A 22,636-nucleotide genomic window follows, 5' to 3' on the forward strand; every position below is an offset into this window, starting at 1 on the left:
CCTAGGCGAGGTCGCCAGAATATGTCGAGAGTGATGTAGATCACATCCACCCCGCAGGTAAATTGCCATACCCATACTTGACTATTCACCGCCCGGCAGCATGGCCATGCACATTGCGGCCGAGATGATTTCTACAGGTATATTTCACACTCATTTCAGGATGCGCGGGGAGATTTTCTACCAATCAGCGGCCCCGGCCCGCAAACGTGACGTGCGTCATATCGGCAGCATATTTGATCAAAGGTATGGTGCAGCGGCGTCGGGGTGGCGTTTGCGGACGACGACCACCCCGGGAGGAAGTCCGTGGTCCCACCGGCCGAGCCGACCGGGCGTACGAGGCTGCCCGTCGCCCCTCTCGCGCCCGCACCCTCCCGCCCGGACATCTCGGCAATCACATGAACCCGGCCGTCTGACCTCTGTCACACCCTGGAGAGCCATGTACCGTCGATCGTTCTCTTCCACCCGGCCGTTCGCGAGCCCCCGATGAAGACGTCCCTCGGCTGGGATGCCGGCAGCGTCCTCGTCACCGACCAGCGCGCCCTCCCCCACGAACACCTGATGCTCCGGTTGCACACGGTGGACGAGGTCATCGACGCGATCCGGACACTCGCCGTCCGGGGTGCACCCGCCATCGGACTCACCGGCGCCCTCGGGGTCGCGCTCTCGGCCCGCGCCCATCTCCACGACGGCGCGGCGGACTTCGCGTCCGTGCGAGCCGACGCCGAGCGCCTCGTGGAGGCCCGGCCGACAGCGGTCAACCTCGCCTGGGCCGTGCGCCGGGTTCTCGAACGCCTGCCGGACGGTCCCCGGGCCGTTCTGGACGAAGCCCTGGCCATGATCGCCGAGGACGAGGTGGTCAACACGGCTGCGGCCCGGCGGGCCGCCGACCTCGTCGAAGAACTGGCGCCGGACCGGCCGCTGCGGCTGCTCACCCACTGCAACACCGGCCGCCTCGCCACCGGGGCCGTCGGCACCGCCCTCGGCGCCGTCCTCGGCCTCGCGGCCCGGGGCCGGGTCGTCGAGGTACTCGCCGGCGAGACCCGGCCGCTCCTGCAGGGCTCCCGGCTCACCGCCTGGGAGCTGGCCGAGGCCGGCGTTCCGTACCGGCTCTGCGTGGACGCGGCGGGCCCGGCCGCGATGGCTCAGGGACTGGTCGACTGCGTGCTCGTGGGCGCCGACCGGATCGCCCGCAACGGCGACACCGCCAACAAGATCGGCACGTACGCCCTGGCGGTGGCCGCGGCCCGGCACCGGATTCCCTTCGTCGTCGTGGCTCCCGAATCCACCTGGGACCCCGAACTGCCCGACGGCACCGGCATCGTGATCGAGGAACGCGCGGGCTCCGAGGTCACCTCGCTCGCGGGCCACTCGACCGCCCCGGCGGGCGCCGGGGCGTACAACCCGGCCTTCGACGTGACCCCCGCCGAGCTGATCACCGCCATCGTCACCGAACGCAGGGTCTTCCGGCCTGCCGCCTCCGCCGGCACGACCGGCACGCCCTCCCCGGAGGCAGGCACGCCCACCTCGGGGGTCGGCGGCACGCCCACTCAGGAGGCACGCGCGACCACCCCGGGGGCCGGGGCTCCGCATGCCCGGGTGGCGGGTGAACTCGCCTCCCTCTCCCGGACCCTGTACGAACGCGGCTGGATGCCCGGCACCTCGGGCAATCTCTCCGCACGCGGCTCCTGGGGCTCCGGCGGCACCGCCCTGATCACCGCGAGCGGCCGCGACAAGGGCGCCATGACCGGCGCCGACATGGTCCCGGTGGACGCGGCGACCGGCCGGATACTGGATCCGGCCGGCCCGCGCGCCTCCGCGGAGACCGCCATCCACGCCGCCGTCTACCGCACCACCGACGCCCGCGCCGTCATCCACGTCCACTCCCCCTACGCCACGGCGGCCGCCGTCCGCGCGGCCGGCCCCCGAAGCGGCCCCGCGTCTCTGCTCCTGCGGGACTTCGAGCTGCTCAAAGGGCTCGGCCTGGCCGACTCCACGCGTACCTCGGTTCCCGTCTTCGCCAACTGGCCCGACGTGACGCGGATCGCCGACGAGGTGGCCGCCCATCTGGAGGCGCACCCCGGCGCCCCGCCCGGTCTGCTCATCGCCCACCACGGCATCACCGTCTGGGGCGCGGACCTGGCACAGGCCCGCAACCGGCTCGAGTGCTTCGAGTCGGTCTTCCACCTCATGCTGCTCGACGGGGCCCGCCCGTCGATGCCACCCGCCGCGCCCTCACCCTTCGGAGGCACCTCATGACGCAACTCCGGGTCATGCCCGACCACAACCCGGACGAGGTGCTGCTGCGCACCCGGGACGCACGGCGCATCGCCCAAGAACTCGGGTCCCTGGGAGTGGAGTTCGGACACTGGGAGATCCGGACCACGGTCACGTCCGGGACCACCTCCCAGGAACTCCTCGACCACTACCGGGACGAGGTGGCCGAGCTCTCCGTCCGCGCCGGGATGACCGTGGTCGACGTGGCCCAGTTCATCCCCGAACCCGGACCCGCGTGGCGGGAGCGCGCCGCGAAGGCGCGCACCACCTTCCTGGAGGAACACCGGCACGCGGAGGACGAGGTGCGCTTCTTCGCCCACGGCAGGGGGTGCTTCTACCTGCACCTCGAAGAGCGGGTGTACGCGGTGGTCTGCGAGGCGGGCGACCTGATCTCGGTACCGGCCGGCACCCGCCACTGGTTCGACATGGGCCCGGTCCCCGAGTTCAGCGCCATCCGCTTCTTCAGGGAGGCCGACGGCTGGGTGGGCGACTTCACCGGCGACGGGATCGCGCGTACCTTCCCGCGCCTCGACGCACTGCTGGAGCCGGGCCCGTGAACGCGGTCGCGGCGGTCGTCCTCGACATCGAGGGGACCGTGGGGTCCGCGTCGCACGTGCGCGAGGTGCTCTTCCCGTTCGCCGGCGAGCGGTTCGCCCGCTGGTTCGCCGAGCGCAGGGGCACTCCCGAAGCGGCGGCGGCCCTCGCGGCGGTGGGGCGCCGGACCGGGATCGCGGAACCCGGCGAGGAGGAGGCGGTGACCGCCCTGCTCGCCTGGACGGACGCCGATGTGAAAGTGCCCGTCCTCAAGTCCCTCCAGGGAGACATCTGGGCGACGGGCTACGCCGACGGCTCGCTCCACGGCCACGTGTACGACGACGTGCCCGGAGCCCTCGAACGCTGGCGAGCGGCCGGGGTCCCCGTGCACATCTACTCCTCCGGTTCGGTGCCCGCCCAGCGCGACTGGTTCGCGCACACCGCGCACGGAGACCTCACGGGCCTGCTCACGGGCCATTTCGACCTCGACAGCGCCGGGAGCAAGAGGGAGCCGGACTCGTACCGGACCATCGCGCGCGCCCTCGGCGCACCACCGCGGTCGCTGCTGTTCCTGAGCGACACCGAAGAGGAGCTGACGGCGGCGGCGGCGGCCGGCTGGCGCACCGTCGCCGTACGGCGCGGCGGCGATCCCCGGGGGGACAGGCTCCCCGGGCACACGACCATCGGCTCGCTGGACCACGAGGTCCTCGGCGAGACCTGGCAGACACGGACAGGGGGGACGTCATGACCGGCCCACAGTCACCGACGGCGGAAATCGGGATCATCGGAGGCAGCGGCTTCTACGAACTGCTGAGCGGCGCGGAACGGCTCACCGTCGACACACCGTACGGCGCGCCGTCCGACGCGCTCTCCCTGGGGACGGTCGGCGGCCGCCGGGTGGCGTTCCTGCCCCGGCACGGGGCCGACCACCGGTTCCCGCCGCACCGGATCAACTACCGGGCGAACCTGTGGGCGCTGCGCTCGCTCGGCGTCGGGCAGGTGCTCGCGCCCTGCGCCGTCGGCTCGCTGCGGCGCGAGCTCGGTCCCGGCTCCGTCGTCGTGCCGGACCAGCTCGTGGACCGCACCGCGGGACGTGAGGCGACCTTCTTCGACGAGGGAGCCGTGCACGTCTCCTTCTCCGACCCGTACTGCGCGCCCGGCAGGCGCGCCGTGCTCGGTGCCGCCGCCGCCACCGGCGCCGACGTCCACGACGGCGGAACGATGGTCGTCGTCGAAGGGCCCCGCTTCTCCACCCGGGCGGAATCCCGGTGGTTCGCGTCGGCGGGCTGGTCGCTGGTCAACATGACCGGCCTGCCCGAGGCCGCTCTCGCCCGCGAACTGGCCCTCTGCTACACGTCCGTGGCTCTGGTCACCGATCTCGACGCCGGTATCGACGCCGAGGAGAGCGTCGAACAGGCCGAGGTCATGCGGGTGTTCGCGGAGAACGCCGAACGTCTGCGCGGCCTGGTGCTCGAAACCGTACGCCGGCTGCCGCAGGACCGCGACTGCGCGTGCCCCCGAGCCCTCGACGGCATCGCCCCACACTGAACACGCCCTCCGGGAGCAGAGGTTGTCATGACATCCACATCACCGGCGGTCGCACCGGAGCAGGGCGCCCGACGCACTCTCGTCGACGTCTTCGCCGACAGCGTGGCCCTGCATCCGGACGGCACAGCCGTCCGCGACGGGGCCACGGAGCTCACCTACCGCCAACTGGACGCGTGGAGCGGGCGCGTGGCCCGGCGGCTGCGGGAGCGTGGCGTGGCCCCGGGCGATCGGGTCGCGTTGCGCATGGAGGCGGGCTGCGAAGCGGTCGCCGCGATCCTCGGCATCCTGCGCTCGGGAGCCGCCTACGTCCCGCTCGACCCGCGCAACCCCGCCGAGCGCAACGAGTTCGTCGTCGCCGACAGCGGGGCCTGCCATCTCGTCGGTGACCCGGCTCCCTCCTCGGACACCCGGCTCACCCTCACCACCACCGAGGAGGTGGCCGCCCTGCGTTCCGGCCCCGGGGCCGGGCCGCCGGAGCCGGGAACCGTACCGCCGCAGGCGGCGCCCACCGCGGACAGTCGCGCGTACGTCATCTACACCTCGGGAACCACCGGCGTGCCCAAGGGTGTTCCGGTCCGCCACGGCAGTGCCGTCACCTTGCTCGACGCCACGCGCGGGCTGTTCGACTTCGGGCCGTCGGACCGGTGGCTGCTGTTCCACTCCCTTGCCTTCGACTTCTCCGTGTGGGAGGTGTGGGGGGCGCTCTCCACTGCGGCGACCCTGGTGGTGCCGCCGCAGTGGGTCACCCGCGCGCCCGAGCAGCTCGTGGGGCTGCTCGCCGACGAACGGATCACCGTCCTCAACCAGACGCCGACCGCGTTCGCCATGCTGCGCGCCCCCGGCACCGAGGATCGCGACCTGCCCGACCTGCGGTACGTCGTTTTCGGCGGCGAAAAGCTCACCCCCGCGGTCCTGCGCGGCTGGGCGGACGCCCACGGCCTCGACCGGCCGGTGCTGGTCAACATGTACGGCATCACCGAGGTCACCGTCCACGCCACCTTCCACCGCGTCACCCGTGCCGACGCCGACGGCGACGCGTCCGTCATCGGCGCGCCCCTGCCCGGTTTCACGGTACGCGTCGTCGACCGGAACGGATCCGAGGTGAAGGAGCCCGGCACGCCCGGCGAACTCTGGTTGGCCGGACCTCAGGTGACGGAGGGTTACCTGAATCGGCCGGAGCTGGACGCGGAACGCTTCGCCGTGTTCCCCCCGGGCCGGGAAGGAATCCGCCACTACCGGTCGGGCGACCTGGTCAGCCTTACCGGGAACGGCGAACTCGCCTACCACGGACGCGCCGACCTGCAGGTCAAACTCCGCGGCCACCGCGTGGAGTTGGGCGACATCGAGGCGGCCGTGCGCTCACACCCCCGGGTCGTCGAGGCGATCGCCTGGCCCCGTGCGTCGGCCGGCGGGGCGCAGCGCCTGTTCTGCGTCCTCCTCGCCCGCGACGGGGAGCTGCCGGACGTCCGCGAGCTGCGCCGGCACGTGGCGGCGAAGCTTCCCCCGTACATGCGTCCGGCCCAGTACCAGGTGGTCACCGAACTGCCCCGCACGGTCAACGGGAAGACGGACCGGGAAGCCCTGGTGAAGGAGTGGGAGGGCAGCCGTGACTGAGCCGGAGTTCCTTCCGCCCACGCCCCGCCTCGCCGCGGTCGACGGGGTGGAACTGCTCGCCCGCGACGTCGTGCCCGGGCGCCCCGGGGTCCGGGGGACGGGCTCCCCGCTCCTGCTGCTCCACGGCTTGGGGGACGACAGGGACCAGCTGCGCTTCCTGAGCGACGCCCTGTGCTCCGAAGGCGAGATCGCGCTGCTGCCCACCCTGCGCGACCACCCGTCGAGTCCGGCCCCCGCCTGGGGCTACTCGCCTCTGGACTACGCGGCCGACGTGCACCGGGTCAGCGATGTGCTGTCCGCCCCCGCCCACGTGATCGGGTATTCGTACGGCGCCCTGGTCGGCCTGGTCCACGCGGTGGCCATGGGACCGGCCCGGGTCCGCAGCCTCGTCCTGCTCGACCAGTCCCTGGAGCGGCGCCCGCAGCGGATCGAGGGCGGCGAATGGGCGGAGTCGAGCTTCCTCAAATGGGAGTGGGACTGGACCCACCTGCTCGGCATGCTGACGGCTGCCGGGATCCCCGTACTGATGGTCGTCCCGCGGGACAGTCATGTGATCCCCGAGCACGAGCGGGCCGCGCTCCTTGCACGTCGCGACCCCCTCTTCTCCTGCGTCCTGGTGGACGGCGTGCACGCCGACGTCGTGCGCCCGGACGGTCCCGTCCTCCCGGTCATCGAGGACTTCTACGCACAGCACTGCCCCGCCCCCCTCAAGGAGAGCTGATGTCCCTCGCAGCCGAACCCGGCCACGCGGCGCTCCACGACGCCGTGCTCGGCATCCACCGCGCCGCCCTGGAGGACGATTCGGTCCTGGCCGAGGACAACTTCTACGACATGGGCGGCGACAGCATCCTCGCCCTCCAGGTCCTGGGGCGCATCGAGCGCGAACTCGGCGTGAAGGTGCCCGCCCAGGCGTTCTTCACCGCGGAGAGCATCAGCGAGGTGGCCGTGCGGGTCGCGACGGAACGGTCCCCGGGCACCGGGGCGGCGGCGAGCGGGGACACCACTCATCGCGGCCGGGCCTCCATGGCCCAGGAGTGGGCGTTCCTGTCCGCGTCGCGCGACCCGCGGGCGCCGGTCCTCCAGTTCCACGTCGTGTTCCGGGTCAGGGGGCCGCTCGACACCGACCGGCTGGGCGCGGCCCTGCGCGCGGTGGCGCGGCGGAACGAGTCGTTGCGCACCTCGTTCCGGGCGGAGGGGGAGTCCGTGGCGCTGACGGTGGAGCCCTGTCCCGAGATCGGGCTGGAGACGATGGAGTACGCGGGGGTGGGAGACGCGGATCTCGACGCATTCCTGCGCGGTTACGTACGTCGGCCCTTCGACCGCTCGCGGGCTCCGCTCTGGCGCGCCCTCGCCGTCCGCCGCGGAGCCGACGACCACGTGCTGGTCCTCGTCTTCGACCACATGATCGCGGACGGCTGGTCGCTCGACACCTTCGTCAGTGACCTGTCGGCCGTCTGCACGACGGGCGAACTCCCCCCGCCCGCAGCCGGATCCGGCGCCTACGCGGAGTGGGCCGCCGGGCAGTGGCGGCGCTGGGAGAGCGGTCGGCAGCAGGAGCTGACCTCCTACTGGCGAAGCCAACTTCCCACGGAAGCAGCCGACTTCGGTCTGCGGCTGCCCGGATACCAAGGTACGGGAGAGCTGGCGAAGCCCTCCTCGCTGGTCCTGGACGTGGCGCCGGAAACCGCCCGGGCGCTGCGAGAGGCGTCCCAGGCGCTGCGGGCCACGCCCTACTGCGTCTCGATGGCTGTGGTGAAGGCCCTGGTCGCCCAGGTCACCGGACGGCCGCGCGTCACCCTGCTGACCACCAACGCGAACCGGCTGGACGGTGCGTACCAGAACACCGTCGGCTGGTTCGCCAACGGCGTCTTCCCCACGACCGACGTGGACCTCTCCGGCTCCTTCCGGGATCTGGTCGGCGCCGTGCGGCAGAGCGTCCTGGGCGCCACGGCACACGGCGACATGCCCGCCATGTACGTCCGACGCGGGATCTGGCCCCAACTGCCCGCCGGCTTCCGCAAGGACCCCGGGGTGTACTTCATGTACAACGACGTGTGGGGCTCCGGTCTCGACTTCGGCGACGGAATCGAGGTGACCCCTCATCACCTTGTCGAGGACGCGGACTCCCCCGGCCTGCACATGTGGCTGCTGCGGGAGGGCGAGACGCTGCGCCTCCAGGTCCTGCACTACGCGTCCGAGTACCCGGCCGACTACGTGACCGACTTCGCCGGTCGCCTGCTGGCGGCGCTGGGACTCCTCACCGGAGAGCCGGACCGGCCGATGTCGGAGCTGCTCACTCCGTGACGGGAGGCGCGACCTCGACGTTCGCGGCGAACCAGTCGACGAGGTCGCGCATCCGGGCCGTCACCGCGCGGTCGTCCGCGCCCCGGAGGACCGCGAGACCTGCCCGGAGGTGGGAGGCGGCGGTGGTGTCCGGCATCGTCCGGCCGGACGCGACGTCGATCCGGGCCCGCACGACTCCTGGCCGCTCCAGCACCTCGTCCAGGGCGGGCATGGGCCCGCCGGCGCGGTCAGGTTCATGCCCCCGTACACGCCCGGGGTGGTGTGCGAGGCGGGCGCGGGCGAGGCCGGGGGCGGCCGAGCAGCATCCGCGCCCACTCGGAGCGGAGGTCGACCCCGAAGGCCAGTTCCACCACGTCGTCGGGGCGGCCCCCGCCCACCCGGGCCGCGCACTCGCCGAAGACGATCCGCCCGACGGCCGTCTCCTGGAAGACCTCCAGGGGGAAGGGACAGCCCTTACTCCAGCGCTTGGAGGGAGGTTTCCGCGACGGCCCGAATTTCCTCGTACAAACCCGGGTATTCGACGGGCGGCAGCACCACGTGGGCCACGATTTCTCCTTCGTGCACCTCGATGAGATTCTGGAGGCAGCGACTGGCGGAAAGGACCGCCCTTGTTTCACCGTGCCGGACGAATCCGTCCACCTGGAACTCGATTCCGTGAATATATTCTTCGAGCAGCCACGGCCCCGGTCCGCCGGCCCTGGCGAGCTCCACGCATTCGTGTGCGCATTTCTCGTCGGTGAGCAGGTAGGTGTGCCGGGCGCCGCCGTCGAGCGGCTTGAGCACCTTCGGGAACGCGGTCGCGCCAGGATCCAGCGCCGTCTGCGCCTCCAGCACCTCGCACGCGGCGGTGGGCACCCCGGCACCGCGCACCAACCGCCTCTGGAGGTGCTTGTCACGCATGGCCAGCACGCGCGTGACCGAGCCACGCGACGACCGTCCGGCCAGCTCCCGCAAGACCGCGGCCGGGACCAGGCCGAGCTCCAGGACACTGCGGATCGCGTCGTAGCGCGAGTTCCCGCCCGCCACGCGCGAGCCCGCAGAGCACACCCTCCACCTGTGAGGGCTGCGGCACCACGACCGTCGCGACTCCGGCCGCCCGGGCGGACGCGGCGTCGGCGGGGGCGACGACGCAGGTCACGTCCGCACCGGCCGCGACGAGCGCGGCAACGGCCCTGGGCCTCCATCCGACGTGAAGAACGGCAGCGGGCTTCTGCATGGATTACTCCTGCGAAGAATTGTCGGAGAATGTTTTTTCATCCCCGCTCGCGAACCTGTCGACCGACCCGCGCAGCGTCCATGTGACGTGATTCACTTTCAACTCGTTGCCTCGATGGAGGACTGCGGGTAGTTTCACCTCCGTAGATCAATTCCATTGCACGTACGTCCGTTCCGTACGTACAGAAAGCGGAGGACTGCGTGTCCACTAAATTCAACCCGGACTTCGGACTGACGGCCGAGGACTACACCCGCCACCGCGCCGGTTTCCCCGCGGAGATCATCGAGCGGCTCGGTCGCCTCGGAGCGAAGGTGACGGACCGTGACGTGCTGGACCTCGGCACCGGAACCGGCAGTCTCGCCCGGCTCTTCGCCCGGGCCGGGGCGCGGGTCACCGGCATCGACCCCGCCGCCGCACTGCTCGAACAGGCAAGGGGGCTCGACCGGGAGGCGGGTGTCGAGATCGCGTACGAGGTCGCCACGGCCGAGGAAACCGGGCTTCCGGGCTCCTCGTTCGACGTGGTCTCGGCCGGCCAGTGCTGGCACTGGTTCGACGCCCCCAGGGCCGCGGCCGAGGTGGGACGCCTGCTCCGCCCGGGCGGGCACGCGGTCATCGCGCACTTCGACTGGCTGCCGCTCCCGGGCAACGTCGTCGAGGCGACCGAGGAGTTGATCACCGCCTACAACCCCGCCTGGAGCATGGGGAAGGGCACCGGACTGTACCCGCGCTGGCTGACCGATCTGGCCACCGCCGGATTCGGTTCCATCGAGACGTTCTCGTTCGACCTCGACGTGCCGTACACCCCGCAGGCGTGGACCGGGCGGATCCGGGCCAGCGCGGGGGTGGGCGCCAGCCTCGCCCCCGACCGCGTCGAGGCGTTCTCGGCCGACCTCGATGGCGTCCTGCGCGACCGCTTCCCCGGTGACGTCCTGCGCGTCCCTCACCGAACCTGGGCCGTGGTAGCGGTCAAATCGCCTCTGGGGGAGCAACGTTGACGGATGAGCACCCGCCGGCGCGGCCCCCCGCGCGGGGCGGCCGGGGGCCGCGCCGGCGGGTCCCACGCTCGGTGAGGCGATAGCCGCCTTCCGCCCCGCCGGGCCGCCCGACCCGGTGACGCGCGGACGCCGCCAGCGCCTGGCCGACTCCGTGCGCGAGAACGAGCGGCGGGTCCACCGGGCGCCCACGGCAGAGCGGGACGACGTGCGGCTGCCCGGCTGGGACGACGCCTCCTTGCGCCGCTTCGTCGACTCACCGTTGATGGTGCACAGTTCGACCCACGTGAGCATGAACGCCTTCGCGCCCATGATTGCCTTCCCGTGGTTCTGCCTGCGGCTGCTGACCGCCACCGCGGGAAAGCGCCGACGGCGGCGAGGGGACCCACCTGCGGACCCAGCCGACCCACAACAATCTCAGCGACAACCGCTGGAAGCCGCCCGTCTGGTGGCGGCTGGACACGGCGGGACGGCTCGTACGCACCCAGCTCTTCAGCAAGCAGCCCCGCTTCAAGCACCGGGTCCTGCTGACCCAGCCGGTACCCGCTTTCGCGACGGACACGACCCCGCCGGAGGGCGGCGGACTCTCGCCCCGCGACGCACGGGCCGCGCGCCTGGCCCGGCACGCCACCACCTTCGCCTACTTCGCGACGATGTACCGGATGGCCCTGGAGCGGGAAGTGGGCCTGCGCCTCCCGCACGGAACGGTCGAGATCCCCGCCGGCCTCATGGTTCATGACGGCGGACCAGGTGCGGTCGACGTGCGGCTGGTCCGCGTACGAGGGTTCCGCCTTCACCGGTCGCCCGGACGACACGATCAGGCGGGGCGAGATCATCCGCGATCGGGAAGCAGGAGTGTTCGGGGATCCCTCGGGGGTGTGGCCGGCCCATAAGTGACGCGGATACGCGGAGGGTGACGGCGCCGCCGGAGCTGTCCGCCGGGGCCTCGTCCCGCACCCGCCGCCCCGATCCGCCGGAGCGCGGCGGAACGGCTCCTCCCCCGCCCCGTCACTCGTCCGGGCGCAGGGGCGGCGTCGCGCGCCGGGAGCACGAGCCGCAGGGGCCGGCGGCCCGGAGCGGCGCCGCCACCGACGGCATTCGGCCACAAACGGCCCGGACCTAAACGGAATCGGATCCCCCGGCCGGTGATCCCGTCCCGGTCGCGACACCCGGCGCCCCTGGGTGGCCGAGGAGCGTACACCCTGGGCCGCACCGCGCACGGGCGCCGTCGTCGACCCGGCGGGCGGGCGACGAGCCGGGTGCGGAAAACCGCCCCCGCGGCCTCCGCAGGTCGCTCCGCGGACCCACGCCAGGCGACAGAACCGGACAAAAACCCTTGGACCCGGCGACGGCGGCTGCGGGAGACTCCGCTCTGCTCATTCACCACAGGACGAAACGGGTCGCGATGGGATCAAACACATCGGGCGAAGGCCTACCGAGCAAAGGCTCGGTACTCCTCGCCCTCCGCTACTACACCCGGGAACTCTCCCGGCTGCGACGGCTGGCCGCGCCGGCCCTGCTGCTGCCGGCCCTGGGCAACATCGGTCTCTACTACATCGCCCCGCTGATCGTCGCCAAGCTCGTGGGCCGCGTGGCGGGGAAGGACGGGAGCGACGTCGGTGTCGGCCCGATGCTGCCGTACGTCCTCGGGTTCGCCGGGGTCCTGCTGCTCTCGGAGACGCTGTGGCGGATCGGACTCCACTGCCTGAACCGCGTCGAAGGCCGGGGCATCGCGCGCCTCTACGTCACCGGTATGGATGAGATCTTCGTCAAGGACTCCGCGTTCTTCCACGACAACTTCGCCGGATCGCTGACCAAGCGGGTCCTGAGCTTCGCCTCCCGTTTCGAGGAATTCGTCGACACGCTGACGTTCTCCATCATGGGAAACCTCGTGCCGCTGGCATTCGCCTCGGTGGTGCTGTGGACTTACGACCCGCTCCTGGTGGTCGGGCTCCTGACGCTCATCGCGCTCACCGCGCTGATCGTGACGCCCCTGATCCGGCGCCGTCAGGCGATCGTCGCCGAACGCGAGCAGGCGATCGCACGGGTGTCGGGCCACGTCGCCGACAGCCTGACGAACATGGAGACGGTCCAGTCCTTCGCCGCCGAGGACCGCGAGGCCGCCGAACACCGCTCCCGGGTAGGCGAGTTGCGCCGCCTCATGGTGCGTTCCTGGGACTACGGCAACCTGCGCATCGACACCCTGGTGGCTCCGCTCTCCGTACTGACCAATGTGGTGGGCCTGATGCTCGCCATCACTCTGGCGGGCGGGGACCTCGGGGTGGAGGCGATCATCGTCGCCTTCACCTACTACGCCAACGCCACCCGGATCATGTTCGAGTTCAACCAGATCTACCGCCGTCTGGAGAGCTCGATGACGGAGGCCGCGCAGTTCACCGAACTGCTGTTGGAACCACCGACCGTCCTCGACCCTCCGTCCCCCGAACCGCTGCGGAACGACGGATCGGGCGTCCGCTTCGAGAACGTGACCTTCGCCCACGGGGGCGGGAAGCCGCTCTTCGACGGCCTCGACCTGGACGTCGCCGGGGGGACGAAGATCGGGCTCGTCGGCCGGTCGGGTGGCGGCAAGACCACGCTCACCCGGCTCCTGCTGCGGATGGCGGACATCGAAGGGGGCCGCATCATGATCGGCGGTCAGGACATCAGCACGCTGCGCCGGTCCGACCTGCGCAGCCGGATCGCGTACGTCCCCCAGGACCCGGCGATGTTCCACCGCACGCTGCGGGAGAACATCGCCTTCGCCCGGCCCGGCGCCACCGAGGCCGAGATCCGCAGGGCGGCCGAGGCGGCGCACGTGACGGAGTTCGCGGACGCGCTTCCGGACGGTTTCGACACCATGGTGGGCGAGCGCGGGGTGAAGCTCTCGGGTGGTCAGCGCCAGCGGGTCGCCCTTGCCCGGGCGATCCTCCGTGACGCGCCGATCCTGCTGCTCGACGAGGCGACCAGCGCCCTGGACTCGGAGAGCGAGATCCTGGTGCAGGACGCCCTGTGGCGGCTCATGGAGGGACGGACGGCTCTCGTGGTGGCGCACCGCCTGAGCACCGTCGCCACCATGGACCGGCTGGTGGTCCTCGACCGCGGCCGGATCGTCGAACAGGGCACGCACCAGCAACTGCTGACCGCGGAAGGCGCCTACGCCAAACTGTGGCAGCACCAGTCCGGCGGGTTCCTCGACGAGTCCGCCACGACGGACCCGGGCGCGGAAACAGCCGGGGAGTCCCTCGCCGGCGCCACCGTCGAAGCCTGAGTCCCGGGCGGGACGGCCGTCGGGTACCGGCGGCGCCCCGTCCCGTACCGGCGCCACCCCGGTCCCGTACACGCCACCCCGGTCCCGTACCGGCGCCACCCCGGGCAGGTACGGGACCGTACCGGCAACCGGTACGGGCCGCCGGACGCCCGCCCGGCTGATCGCCACCGCCGCCTGCGTGTACAGCGGGAATCGGGGACCGTGCGCGTTCTACCGTTCACCGATGCGACATGTCCCCTGGTGGATCCTCTTCTCCTCGGTGTGTGCCCCGATCCTGCTCGTCGGTGGCTGGTCGGTCTCGGCGGAGCTCGAGGGACCCCGTTACGACCCTGCCTCGACCACCATCAGCATCCTCGCCGCCGACGGGACGCGCGGGTACTGGGTGATGACGACGGCCCTGGTCGCACTGGGTGTCTGCCATGTCGTCACCGCCTGCGGGCTGCGTCCCGCAGCGCCCTTCGGCCGGCTGGCCCTGGCGGGCGGCGGGCTCTCCGCGATGCTGCTGGCGCTCTTCCCGGCACCCGTCAGCGGCGGATCGTTCGCGCACGGGGTCGTGGTGACGGTGGGGTTCTCGCTGCTGGCGCTGTGGCCGGTACTCGCGGCGCGACGGGAGGAGCAGCGCCCGCCGGGCCGGCTGGTCCCTGTCTCCGGAGGAACCGTGCCGTGGGGCCTGCGGCCCGGTCCGTCCGTCGGCGCGACCGCCTTGATGTGGCTGGGCGGGGCGTGGTTCCTGCTCGCCCTCTTCGTGCTCGACATCGCGGGAGCGGCCGAGCGTGTCATCACGTTCGTCCAGTCGTTCTGGCCCCTCGTCGTGGTCCTCTCCTGCGCCCGGCGGATCGGCGGCCAGGAGTCCGGCCGCTGAGCGGGTCGCGTGGAGGACGGAGCGGAGACACCGGCGAGCAGGTGCGGTGAATCGTTTCATCACCCCGTCGGCCAGGCCGCGGCGGAGGGGTCGGCACGGACCCGCCGAAAGGGTCGGCGCGGGACGAGCGTGGACTGACGCACGACCAGCTCCGGCTGGAGGACGACGTGTTCGTGCCGGTGGGCGAACGCGTCCTCGGACGACTCCCGGAGCAGCAGCTCGGTGGCCCGCGCGCCGATGGTCAGCGCGGGCTGGCGCACCGAGGTGAGGGGGACCGTGGCCGCCGCGGCGAACTCGATGTCGTCGTACCCGACGATCGCCAGGTCGTCGGGGACCCGGACCCCGGCCGTGTACAGGGACTGCAGCACCCCCAGTGCGAGCAGGTCGTTGGCGCAGAAGACACCGGTGGGGCGCTGGGCCAGGCCCAGCAGGCGGGCCCCGGCGTCGCGTCCCGCCGCGACGTCGAGACGCGCGGCGGGGACCTCCCGCATCGCCCCGGGAGGGAGGCCGGCCCGGGCGAGCGCGGCGAGGGCTCCGGTACGCCGGTCCCGCACCTGGTTCAGGTGGTCCGGCCCGCTGACGTAGGCGAGGGACCGGTGTCCCGCCGTCGTCAGGTGACGGACGGCCAGGGCGCCGCCTGCGACGTCGTCGACGGAGACGGAGCAGCCGTCGTCGTCCCCGGCCACGCGGTCCACGAGGACGAAGGGGATGCCGTGGCGCCGGAACTCCCGGAGGTTGCGTCCGTCGGAGTCGGCCGGGGTCACCAGTACTCCGCGGACACGCTGTTCGGCGAAGAGGCCGAGGTACTCCGCCTCGTCCTCGAGGTTCTGGTCGCTGTTGCACACCATGACCCCCAGGCCGGCGGCCCGGGCCGCCCGTTCGGCTCCCCGGGCGATGTCCACGAAGAAGGGGTTGCCCATGTCGAGGACGAGCAGCGCCATGATGCGGCTCCGTCCGGCCCGGAGTTGACGGGCGTGTTCGCTGCGTACGTATCCCAGGTCCGCGATGACTCGTCGCACGTGCCGCCGGGTCTCCGCGGACACGTGTTCCGGTCTGTTGATCACGTTGGAGACGGTGCCCACCGAGACGCCCGCCTCGCGTGCCACGTCCTTGATGCTCACCGCTCTTGCGACTGTCGCCACCGGTCCCACCCGAACCTTCGTTACGTGTTCCCCCCTCCCGGCGGTATCCCGCCGGGAGGGCCACCCGGTCGTCAGACGAGGTGGAAGACCTCCGTGAGCGGTCGCATGGCCGCGTCGGGTGCCTGTCCGTCGAGGGCCTCGAAGAAGTCCGCCATCTCCGCCTGCCAGCGGGCGTTCACGTCGGTGGCGTCCATGGCGGCGCGGGCCTTCTCGAAGTCGGGTGTCTCCAGGTAGCCGACCAGCAGCCCGTCCTCGCGCAGGAAGAGCGAGTAGTTGTGCCAGCCCGCTTCGGTGAGAGCGGCCCGCATCTCGGCCCAGACGGGCCGGTGCCGTCGGCGGTACTCCTCGATCCGCTCGGCCCGGACCTTCAGCAGGAAGCAGACGCGCTGCACGGTGACGCCTTTCTCGGACGGGGGTGGGGCCGCCCCGGCGGCCGGTCGCGGCCCCACGATTACTCCTGCTCGGAGTGGAAGCGGGGATCAGAACTGGAACTGGTCGATGTTGTCCTTGGTGAAGACGGTCGGCGCGCCGAGCGAGACGACGCCGTCCTTGCCGATGGTGAACGACCCGAGGTCGCCGGCCTTGAAGGTCTCGCCCTCCGCACCGGTGATCTGCCCCGACTGCAGGGCGACGGCCGTGTGGGCGGCGAGCGCGCCGAGCTTGGCCGGGTCCCACAGCTCGAAGCCCTCGACGGTGCCGTTCTTGACGTACGCGCGCATGTCGTTGGGCGTGCCCAGGCCGGTCAGCTTGACCTTGCCCTTGTACTTGGAGCCGGACAGGTACTGGGCGGCGGCCTTGATGCCGACGGTGGTGGGCGAGACGATGCCCTTCAGGTTCGGGTGCTCCTGGAGGAGGCCCTGGGTCTGCTGGAAGGACTTCTGGGCGTCGTCGTCGCCGTAGGCGGTCTTGACGAGCTTGATGTCCTTGTACTCCGGCTTCTTCAGCTCGTCCTTCATGAAGTCGATCCAGGTGTTCTGGTTGGTGGCCGTCTGGGCCGCCGAGAGGATCGCGATCTCGCCCTTGCCGCCGATCTGCTTCGCCAGCAGCTGGATCTGGGTGCGGCCGAGGTCCTCGGCGCCGGCCTGGGAGACGAAGACCTGGCGGCAGTCGGTCTGCGTGTCGGAGTCGTAGGTGACGACGCTGACGCCGTTCTTCATGGCCTGCTTGAGGGAGGTGCACAGGGCGCCCGGGTCCTGGGCGGACACGGCGATGGCGTCGACCTGCTGCTGGGTGAGGGTGTTGACGTAGCTCACCTGGCCGGAGGTGTCGGTGCCGCTGCTCGTGCCGACCTCCTTGTACGTGGAGCCGAGCTCGTCCAGGGCCTTCTTGCCGCCGTTGTCCGAGGTGGTGAAGTAGGGGTTGTTGACCTGCTTGGGCAGGAAGGCGACCGTGAGGCCCTTCTTGGTGGCGCTGTTCGGGTCGGCCTTGCCGGTGGCCGCGGCCGGGCCGGCCTCCTTGCTCGCCGAGTCCTTCGTGGTGCCCGAGCAGGCGGTGGCGCCGAGGGCGAGGGCGGCGGTGACGGCAAGGGCGGCGGTCAGCCGGACGCTTCTGGCGGGGATGCCGAACATGGCGGTTTCCTTTCGCTGCCGCGAGCGGCAGGGGGCTGCCGGGCGGTTGCCCGAACGGTGACGGGGTGCGCAGGGCCGAGTGCGCCCGGGAGGGTGCGGGCGTGTGGGCGCGAGGAGGTGCGGGAGGGTCAGGAGATCCCGGGCGCGGGCTCGACGGCCGTCGCCGAGGCGGTTTTCCTGCGGGCCCGTGCCTGGGCGACCTGGCGGCCGGCCCGGGGAGCGAGGACGGAGATCACCAGCAGGATGCCGGTGACCACGATCTGGGACTGGGCGGAGACGTTGACCAGGCTCATGACGTTCTGCAGGGTGCCGAGCAGCAGTACTCCGGCGATGGCGCCGCCGAGCGTCCCCTTGCCGCCGTCGAAGTCGATGCCTCCGAGCAGCACGGCCGCGATGACGGAGAGTTCGAGCCCGGTGGCGTTGTCGTAGCGCGCGCTGGCGTAGTGCAGGGCCCAGAACACTCCGGTGAGCGAGGAGATCACGCCGGTGGTGACGAACATCGAGAGCTTGAGGCGCTTGACGCGGATGCCGGCGAACCGGGCCGCGTCCTCGCTGGAGCCGGTGGCGAACAGCGAGCGGCCGACCGGTGTGGCGTGCAGGACGAGTACGGCCACGGCGAGGAGGACCACGAAGGGGATCGCGGCGTACGGGACGAAGGTGTCGCCGATCCGGCCGGCGCCGAAGTCGAGGTACTGGGTGGGGAAGTCGGTGACCGAGTCGGAGCCGAGGATGATCTGCGCGATGCCCCGGTAGGCCGCCATGGTGCCGATGGTCACGGCGAGCGAGGGCAGTCCGAGCCGGGTGACGAGCAGTCCGTTGACCAGGCCGCAGACCACGCCGAGCACCAGGCAGAGCGGGATGATCGTCTCGATCGCCATGCCGTTGTTCCAGAGCGCCCCCATCACGGCCCCCGAGAGGCCGGCGGTGGAGCCGACGGAGAGATCGACCTCGCCGGAGACGACCAGCATGGTCATGGGCAGGGCGATGAGCGCGATCGGCAGGGTGTTGCCGATGAGGAACGACAGGTTCAGCGCGTTGCCGAAGTTGTCGACGAACGAGAAGGAACAGATCAGCAGGGTCAGCAGCAGCGCACCGACCGCGGTGTCCCAGCGGACCGCCTGGCCGAGGCGGGCGAGGGCCGGGGGCCGGGCGGAGGCGTTCTTGGTGGTGTCAGACATGGCGGGCGCTCCTCATCTGTGCGGCCTTCGTGCGCAGCCCGGCGGCTACCCGCAGGGCCAGGACGCGGTCTGCGGCGATCGCGAGCAGCAGCAGGATGCCGTTGATCGCGGTGACCCAGACGGAGCTGACGCCGATGGCCGGGAGCACGCTGTTGATGGAGGTGAGCAGGAGGGCGCCGAGGGCGGCTCCGTAGACCGTGCCGGAGCCTCCGGTGAACGCGACGCCACCGACGACGACGGCGCTGACGACGGTGAGTTCGTACCCGTTGCCGGTGGCGGAGTCGACGTTGCCGAAGCGGGCGAGGTAGAGCGCGCCGGCGAGCCCGGCGAGCGCGCCGCAGAGCACGTACGCCGTCATGATCCGGGCCCGGACCGGGATGCCGGCGAGCCGGGCGGCCTCGGGGCTGGAGCCGAGCGCGTAGAGGTCGCGTCCGCTGTGGTAGCTGCGCAGGTAGTAGGCGACCGCGACCAGCACGGCGACGGCGAGCAGGGCGAGGTAGGGCAGCACCCAGATCCCGTCGTGCCCGAAGTCGACGAAGCCGTCGGGCAGGGCGTCGGCGGTGATCTGGCGTGAGCCGACCCAGATGGAGTCGATGCCGCGGACGATGTAGAGGGTGCCGAGGGTGACGACGAGTGCGGGCACCTTGCCGAGGCTGACCAGGGCACCGTTGAGAACGCCGAAGAGGACGCCGAGGCCGATCGCGATGAGGACCGCGACCAGGGGACTTCCGCCGCCCTGGAGGTGGACGCCGGCGCCGAAGGCGGAGATGCCGAGGACCGAACCGACGGAGAGGTCCACGTTGCGGGTGATGACCACCACCGCCTGGCCGACCGCGACCAGGACCAGGATGGTGGCGTTCAGCATCAGGTCCTTGATGCCCTGTTCGGACAGGAACTCGGTGTTGGAGAGCTGGGTGACGCCCAGCATCACGACGAGGACGAGGACGACGGCCAGTTCGCGGGCCTTGAACACTTTGTCGACAAGTCGCCGCGAGGCGACGGACTGGGGTGCGGGCTCGTGCCGCACCGGCTCTGCAGCCATGGTCATGCCGCGTCCCTTCCTCGGGCGGCACGGCCGGTCGCCGCCGCCATCACGGTCTCCTCGGTCGCCTCGGACCGGGGGATCTCGGCGGTCAGCCGTCCTTCGTGCATCACCAGCACCCGGTCGGCCATGCCGAGGATCTCCGGGAGGTCGGAGGAGATCATCAGCACCGCCACGCCCTCGGACGCCAGCGAGGAGAGCAGCCGGTGCACCTCGGCCTTGGTGCCGACGTCGATGCCCCGGGTGGGTTCGTCCACGATCAGCACCTGTGGGCGGGTCGCCAGCCACTTGGCGAGGACGACCTTCTGCTGGTTGCCGCCGGAGAGGGTCCCGACGACGTCGGCGAGGCGGGCGTACTTGACCTGGAGCCTGACCGCCCAGTCGACCGCCCGGTCGCGTTCGGCGCCACGGTTCATCAGTCCGGCGCGACTGGTCTCGGCGAAGCCGGTGAGGCCGATGTTGCGTTCGATCGACATGTCCATCACCAAGCCCTGGGCCCGGCGGTCCTCGGGTACGAGGGCGAGGCCGGCGGCCATCGCCAGGCTCGGGGCTCCGGGGTTCAGCTTCTTGCCGAGGACCTCGACCTCGCCGCCGTCGAAGCGGTCGACGCCGAACACGGCGCGGGCCACCTCGCTGCGTCCGGCGCCGACCAGTCCCGCGAGGCCGACGATCTCGCCGCGGCGCACGTCGAAGGAGACGTCGGTGAAGACACCTTCGCGGGTCAGCCGGCGCACGCTGAGGGCGACTTCGCCGCTCTCGGTGGCCTGCTTCGGGTAGAGCTCGTCCAGGTCGCGGCCGACCATGCGGCGGACCAGGTCGTCCTCGCTCAGACCGTCGAGCGGTTCGCTGGAGATCCAGGCGCCGTCGCGAAGGGTCGTGACACGCTGGCAGAGCGCGAAGATCTCTTCGAGGCGGTGCGAGATGAACAGCACCGCGGCGCCCTGCGCGCGGAGCGCCCCCACGACGCCGAACAGGCGGGCGACCTCGCTGCCGGTGAGCGCGGCGGTCGGTTCGTCCATGATCAGGACGCGGGCGTCGAAGGACAACGCCTTGGCGATCTCGACCAGTTGCTGGTCGGCGATGGAGAGGCCGCGGGCCGGCTGGTCGGGGTCGAGGTCGACGCCGAGGCGGGCGAAGAGGTCGGCCGCCGCCTGCTTGACCGCACGGTGGTCGACCCGGCCGAGGGAGCGGCGGGGCTGGCGGCCCACGAAGATGTTCTCCGCGACGGACAGGTCCGGGAAGAGGGTCGGCTCCTGGTAGATCACCGCGACACCCGCGTCGCGGGCGTCCGCCGGGCCGTGGAACTCGACGGGTTTGCCGTCCAGCAGGACGGTGCCCGCGTCGGGACGGTGCACGCCGGCGAGTGCCTTGATCAGGGTCGACTTTCCGGCGCCGTTCTCGCCGGCGAGGGCGTGCGCCTCTCCGGCGTACAGCCGCAGCGACACGCCACGCAGGGCCCGGACGGCACCGAAGGACTTGCTCACCCCCTCCAGCGCGAGCACCGGAGTCGTCTCCGGTTCGGGGTGCGTCATGGATCTCTCCCGTGCTTGTGTCGGATGGAAGGCCCGACATGAAATGTTTCAGTGGAGTTGCCGGGAAGCTAGCCCCGCCCCGTCGAACCCGTCAAGGGGTGTTCCGCACCGAACACCACGAAACATCCGGCACACCGGATGGATCCATCAACCCTCTGCCCTGAACTGCACATGCGGGAGCGGCGAGGCAATGGGGGCCGCAGCGACGACACGATCCGGTAACGCGTCGGCCACCTCGCCGGAACCCTTGACGGCCCTCACGCGGGCGACTAACTTCTCCCCCACAATGAATCGATTCATTGCATTCTTCCCGGCGGCTGCTGCTCGGGCCGCCCGCACATCTTGAGGTGGACATGCCCGACATCGCCGCAGTGAAGGCCGCACTCACCAGCCAGCGGATCGAGACACCGTCCTGGGGCTACGGCAACTCAGGCACACGCTTCAAGGTGTTCGCGCAGGCCGGCGTGCCCCGGAACCCGTACGAGAAGCTCGACGACGCGGCGAAGGTCCACGAGTTCACCGGGATCGCGCCCGTGGTGTCCCTGCACATCCCGTGGGACCGGGTCGACGACTTCGGCGCCCTCGCCGCGTACGCCGGGGACCGCGGCCTGGAACTGGGTGCGATCAACACCAACACCTTCCAGGACGACGACTACAGGCTCGGCAGCGTCTGCCACCCGGACGCGAAGGTCCGCGCCAAGGCACTGGGCCATCTGCTGGAGTGCGTCGACATCATGGACGCGACCGGCTCGAAGGATCTGAAGCTCTGGTTCGCGGACGGCACCAACTACCCGGGCCAGGACGACATCGCCGGGCGACAGGACCGGCTGGCCGAAGCGCTGGCCGCGGTGTACGAACGTCTCGGCGACGACCAGCGGCTGCTGCTGGAGTACAAGCTCTTCGAGCCCGCCTTCTACACGACGGACGTTCCGGACTGGGGCACCGCGTACGCGCACTGCCTCAAGCTGGGGCCGAAGGCGCAGGTCGTCGTGGACACCGGGCACCACGCCCCGGGCACCAACATCGAGTTCATCGTCGCGACGCTGCTGCGCGAGAGGAAGCTCGGCGCCTTCGACTTCAACTCCCGCTTCTACGCCGACGACGACCTGATGGTCGGCTCGGCGGACCCCTTCCAGCTCTTCCGGATCATGCACGAGGTGGTCAAGAACGGCGGCCTGGCCTCCGAGACGAACGTCAACTTCATGCTCGACCAGTGTCACAACATCGAGGCGAAGATCCCGGCCGTCATCCGCTCGGTCACGAACGTCCAGGAGGCGACGGCCAAGGCCCTGCTCGTCGACACGGACGCATTGACCGCCGCCCAGCGCGCCGGGGACGTACTCGGCTCCAACGAGGTACTGATGGACGCCTACAACACCGATGTGCGCCCCCTGCTGCGCGAACTCCGCGAGGAGCGGGGCCTCGCCCCCGACCCGGTCGCCGCCTACCGCGCGTCCGGCTGGCAGGAGAAGATCGCGGCCGACCGTGTCGGCGGCGACCAGGCCGGCTGGGGAGCCTGACACACGCCGCCGGGCCGTGTCCGACCACCCCTCCCGCTGTCC

19 protein-coding genes are annotated in these 22,636 nt (G+C 71.3%); 11 read left to right on the forward strand and 8 right to left on the reverse strand.

The annotated features are described in order from the left end of the window. Positions 1-483 precede the first annotated feature (483 nt). From mtnA to ACFZAX_RS13275, 7 genes are read left to right on the forward strand one after another with little or no spacing between them, the layout of a single operon-like run. Entirely contained in the window at positions 484-2,256 is a 1,773-nt protein-coding gene (gene mtnA, locus ACFZAX_RS13245) for an S-methyl-5-thioribose-1-phosphate isomerase (protein ID WP_390961329.1), read from the forward strand. Then, positions 2,253-2,831 (forward strand): acireductone dioxygenase, encoded by a 579-nt coding sequence (locus ACFZAX_RS13250; RefSeq protein WP_390961330.1) that lies wholly within the window; start codon positions 2,253-2,255, stop codon positions 2,829-2,831. Before mtnA ends, ACFZAX_RS13250 begins: the two co-directional genes overlap by 4 nt. Next, positions 2,828-3,556 (forward strand): acireductone synthase, encoded by a 729-nt coding sequence (gene mtnC, locus ACFZAX_RS13255; protein ID WP_390961332.1) that lies wholly within the window; start codon positions 2,828-2,830, stop codon positions 3,554-3,556. The genes ACFZAX_RS13250 and mtnC overlap by 4 nt, the downstream gene beginning before the upstream one ends. Beyond that, positions 3,553-4,356, forward strand: a complete 804-nt coding sequence (locus tag ACFZAX_RS13260; protein ID WP_390961334.1) for an S-methyl-5'-thioadenosine phosphorylase — start codon at positions 3,553-3,555, stop codon at positions 4,354-4,356. The genes mtnC and ACFZAX_RS13260 overlap by 4 nt, the downstream gene beginning before the upstream one ends. A 27-nt stretch (positions 4,357-4,383) precedes the next feature. Further along, the gene (locus ACFZAX_RS13265) at positions 4,384-5,970 is read left to right on the forward strand and encodes an amino acid adenylation domain-containing protein (protein WP_390961336.1); all 1,587 of its coding nucleotides are present in this window, start codon (positions 4,384-4,386) and stop codon (positions 5,968-5,970) included. Continuing rightward, on the forward strand, positions 5,963-6,691 hold the full coding sequence (locus ACFZAX_RS13270) for an alpha/beta fold hydrolase (protein WP_390961339.1): 729 nt from the start codon (positions 5,963-5,965) through the stop codon (positions 6,689-6,691). Before ACFZAX_RS13265 ends, ACFZAX_RS13270 begins: the two co-directional genes overlap by 8 nt. Beyond that, on the forward strand, positions 6,691-8,274 hold the full coding sequence (locus ACFZAX_RS13275; protein ID WP_390961341.1) for a condensation domain-containing protein: 1,584 nt from the start codon (positions 6,691-6,693) through the stop codon (positions 8,272-8,274). Before ACFZAX_RS13270 ends, ACFZAX_RS13275 begins: the two co-directional genes overlap by 1 nt. Here ACFZAX_RS13275 and ACFZAX_RS13280 read toward each other — a convergent pair. Next, the gene (locus ACFZAX_RS13280; protein WP_390961343.1) at positions 8,264-8,485 is read right to left on the reverse strand and encodes a hypothetical protein; all 222 of its coding nucleotides are present in this window, start codon (positions 8,483-8,485) and stop codon (positions 8,264-8,266) included. The two genes, ACFZAX_RS13275 and ACFZAX_RS13280, sit on opposite strands and share 11 nt — an antisense overlap. A gap of 242 nt (positions 8,486-8,727) precedes the next feature. Further along, a complete protein-coding gene (locus ACFZAX_RS13285) occupies positions 8,728-9,300 on the reverse strand; it encodes a hypothetical protein (protein WP_390961345.1) in 573 nt (190 codons plus the stop codon). A 390-nt stretch (positions 9,301-9,690) separates the two neighbouring features. Between ACFZAX_RS13285 and ACFZAX_RS13290 the strand changes: the two genes are divergently transcribed. The 3 genes from ACFZAX_RS13290 (at position 9,691) to ACFZAX_RS13300 (ending at position 14,612) form a co-directional block, all read left to right on the forward strand. Continuing rightward, the gene (locus ACFZAX_RS13290) at positions 9,691-10,485 is read left to right on the forward strand and encodes a methyltransferase domain-containing protein (protein ID WP_390961347.1); all 795 of its coding nucleotides are present in this window, start codon (positions 9,691-9,693) and stop codon (positions 10,483-10,485) included. Positions 10,486-11,887: 1,402 nt separating this feature from the next. Then, a complete protein-coding gene (locus ACFZAX_RS13295) occupies positions 11,888-13,750 on the forward strand; it encodes an ATP-binding cassette domain-containing protein (protein WP_390961349.1) in 1,863 nt (620 codons plus the stop codon). Between the two features lie 223 nt (positions 13,751-13,973). Continuing rightward, entirely contained in the window at positions 13,974-14,612 is a 639-nt protein-coding gene (locus ACFZAX_RS13300) for a DUF998 domain-containing protein (RefSeq protein WP_390961351.1), read from the forward strand. A 59-nt stretch (positions 14,613-14,671) separates the two neighbouring features. On the opposite strand, the gene ACFZAX_RS13305 is transcribed toward ACFZAX_RS13300, so the two are convergent. The 6 genes from ACFZAX_RS13305 to ACFZAX_RS13330 form a co-directional block, all read right to left on the reverse strand. Further along, on the reverse strand, positions 14,672-15,754 hold the full coding sequence (locus tag ACFZAX_RS13305; protein ID WP_390961353.1) for a substrate-binding domain-containing protein: 1,083 nt from the start codon (positions 15,752-15,754) through the stop codon (positions 14,672-14,674). Positions 15,755-15,825: 71 nt separating this feature from the next. Further along, on the reverse strand, positions 15,826-16,146 hold the full coding sequence (locus tag ACFZAX_RS13310) for an L-rhamnose mutarotase (protein ID WP_390961536.1): 321 nt from the start codon (positions 16,144-16,146) through the stop codon (positions 15,826-15,828). Positions 16,147-16,233: 87 nt separating this feature from the next. Then, the gene (gene rhaS, locus ACFZAX_RS13315; RefSeq protein ID WP_390961355.1) at positions 16,234-17,322 is read right to left on the reverse strand and encodes a rhamnose ABC transporter substrate-binding protein; all 1,089 of its coding nucleotides are present in this window, start codon (positions 17,320-17,322) and stop codon (positions 16,234-16,236) included. 128 nt (positions 17,323-17,450) lie between these two features. Next, positions 17,451-18,500: an ABC transporter permease gene (locus ACFZAX_RS13320; RefSeq protein WP_390961357.1), complete on the reverse strand. Its 1,050-nt coding sequence runs from the start codon at positions 18,498-18,500 to the stop codon at positions 17,451-17,453. Then, positions 18,493-19,542: an ABC transporter permease gene (locus ACFZAX_RS13325; RefSeq protein ID WP_390961538.1), complete on the reverse strand. Its 1,050-nt coding sequence runs from the start codon at positions 19,540-19,542 to the stop codon at positions 18,493-18,495. Before ACFZAX_RS13325 ends, ACFZAX_RS13320 begins: the two co-directional genes overlap by 8 nt. 2 nt (positions 19,543-19,544) lie before the next feature. Continuing rightward, positions 19,545-21,074, reverse strand: coding sequence for an ATP-binding cassette domain-containing protein (locus tag ACFZAX_RS13330; protein WP_390961359.1), 1,530 nt, complete (start codon positions 21,072-21,074; stop codon positions 19,545-19,547). Between the two features lie 353 nt (positions 21,075-21,427). Between ACFZAX_RS13330 and rhaI the strand changes: the two genes are divergently transcribed. Continuing rightward, positions 21,428-22,594 (forward strand): L-rhamnose isomerase, encoded by a 1,167-nt coding sequence (rhaI, locus tag ACFZAX_RS13335; RefSeq protein ID WP_390961361.1) that lies wholly within the window; start codon positions 21,428-21,430, stop codon positions 22,592-22,594. Positions 22,595-22,636: the final 42 nt, after the last annotated feature.

Source organism: Streptomyces sp. NPDC008125, assembly GCF_042957125.1.
Classification (GTDB): Bacteria; Actinomycetota; Actinomycetes; order Streptomycetales; family Streptomycetaceae; genus Streptomyces.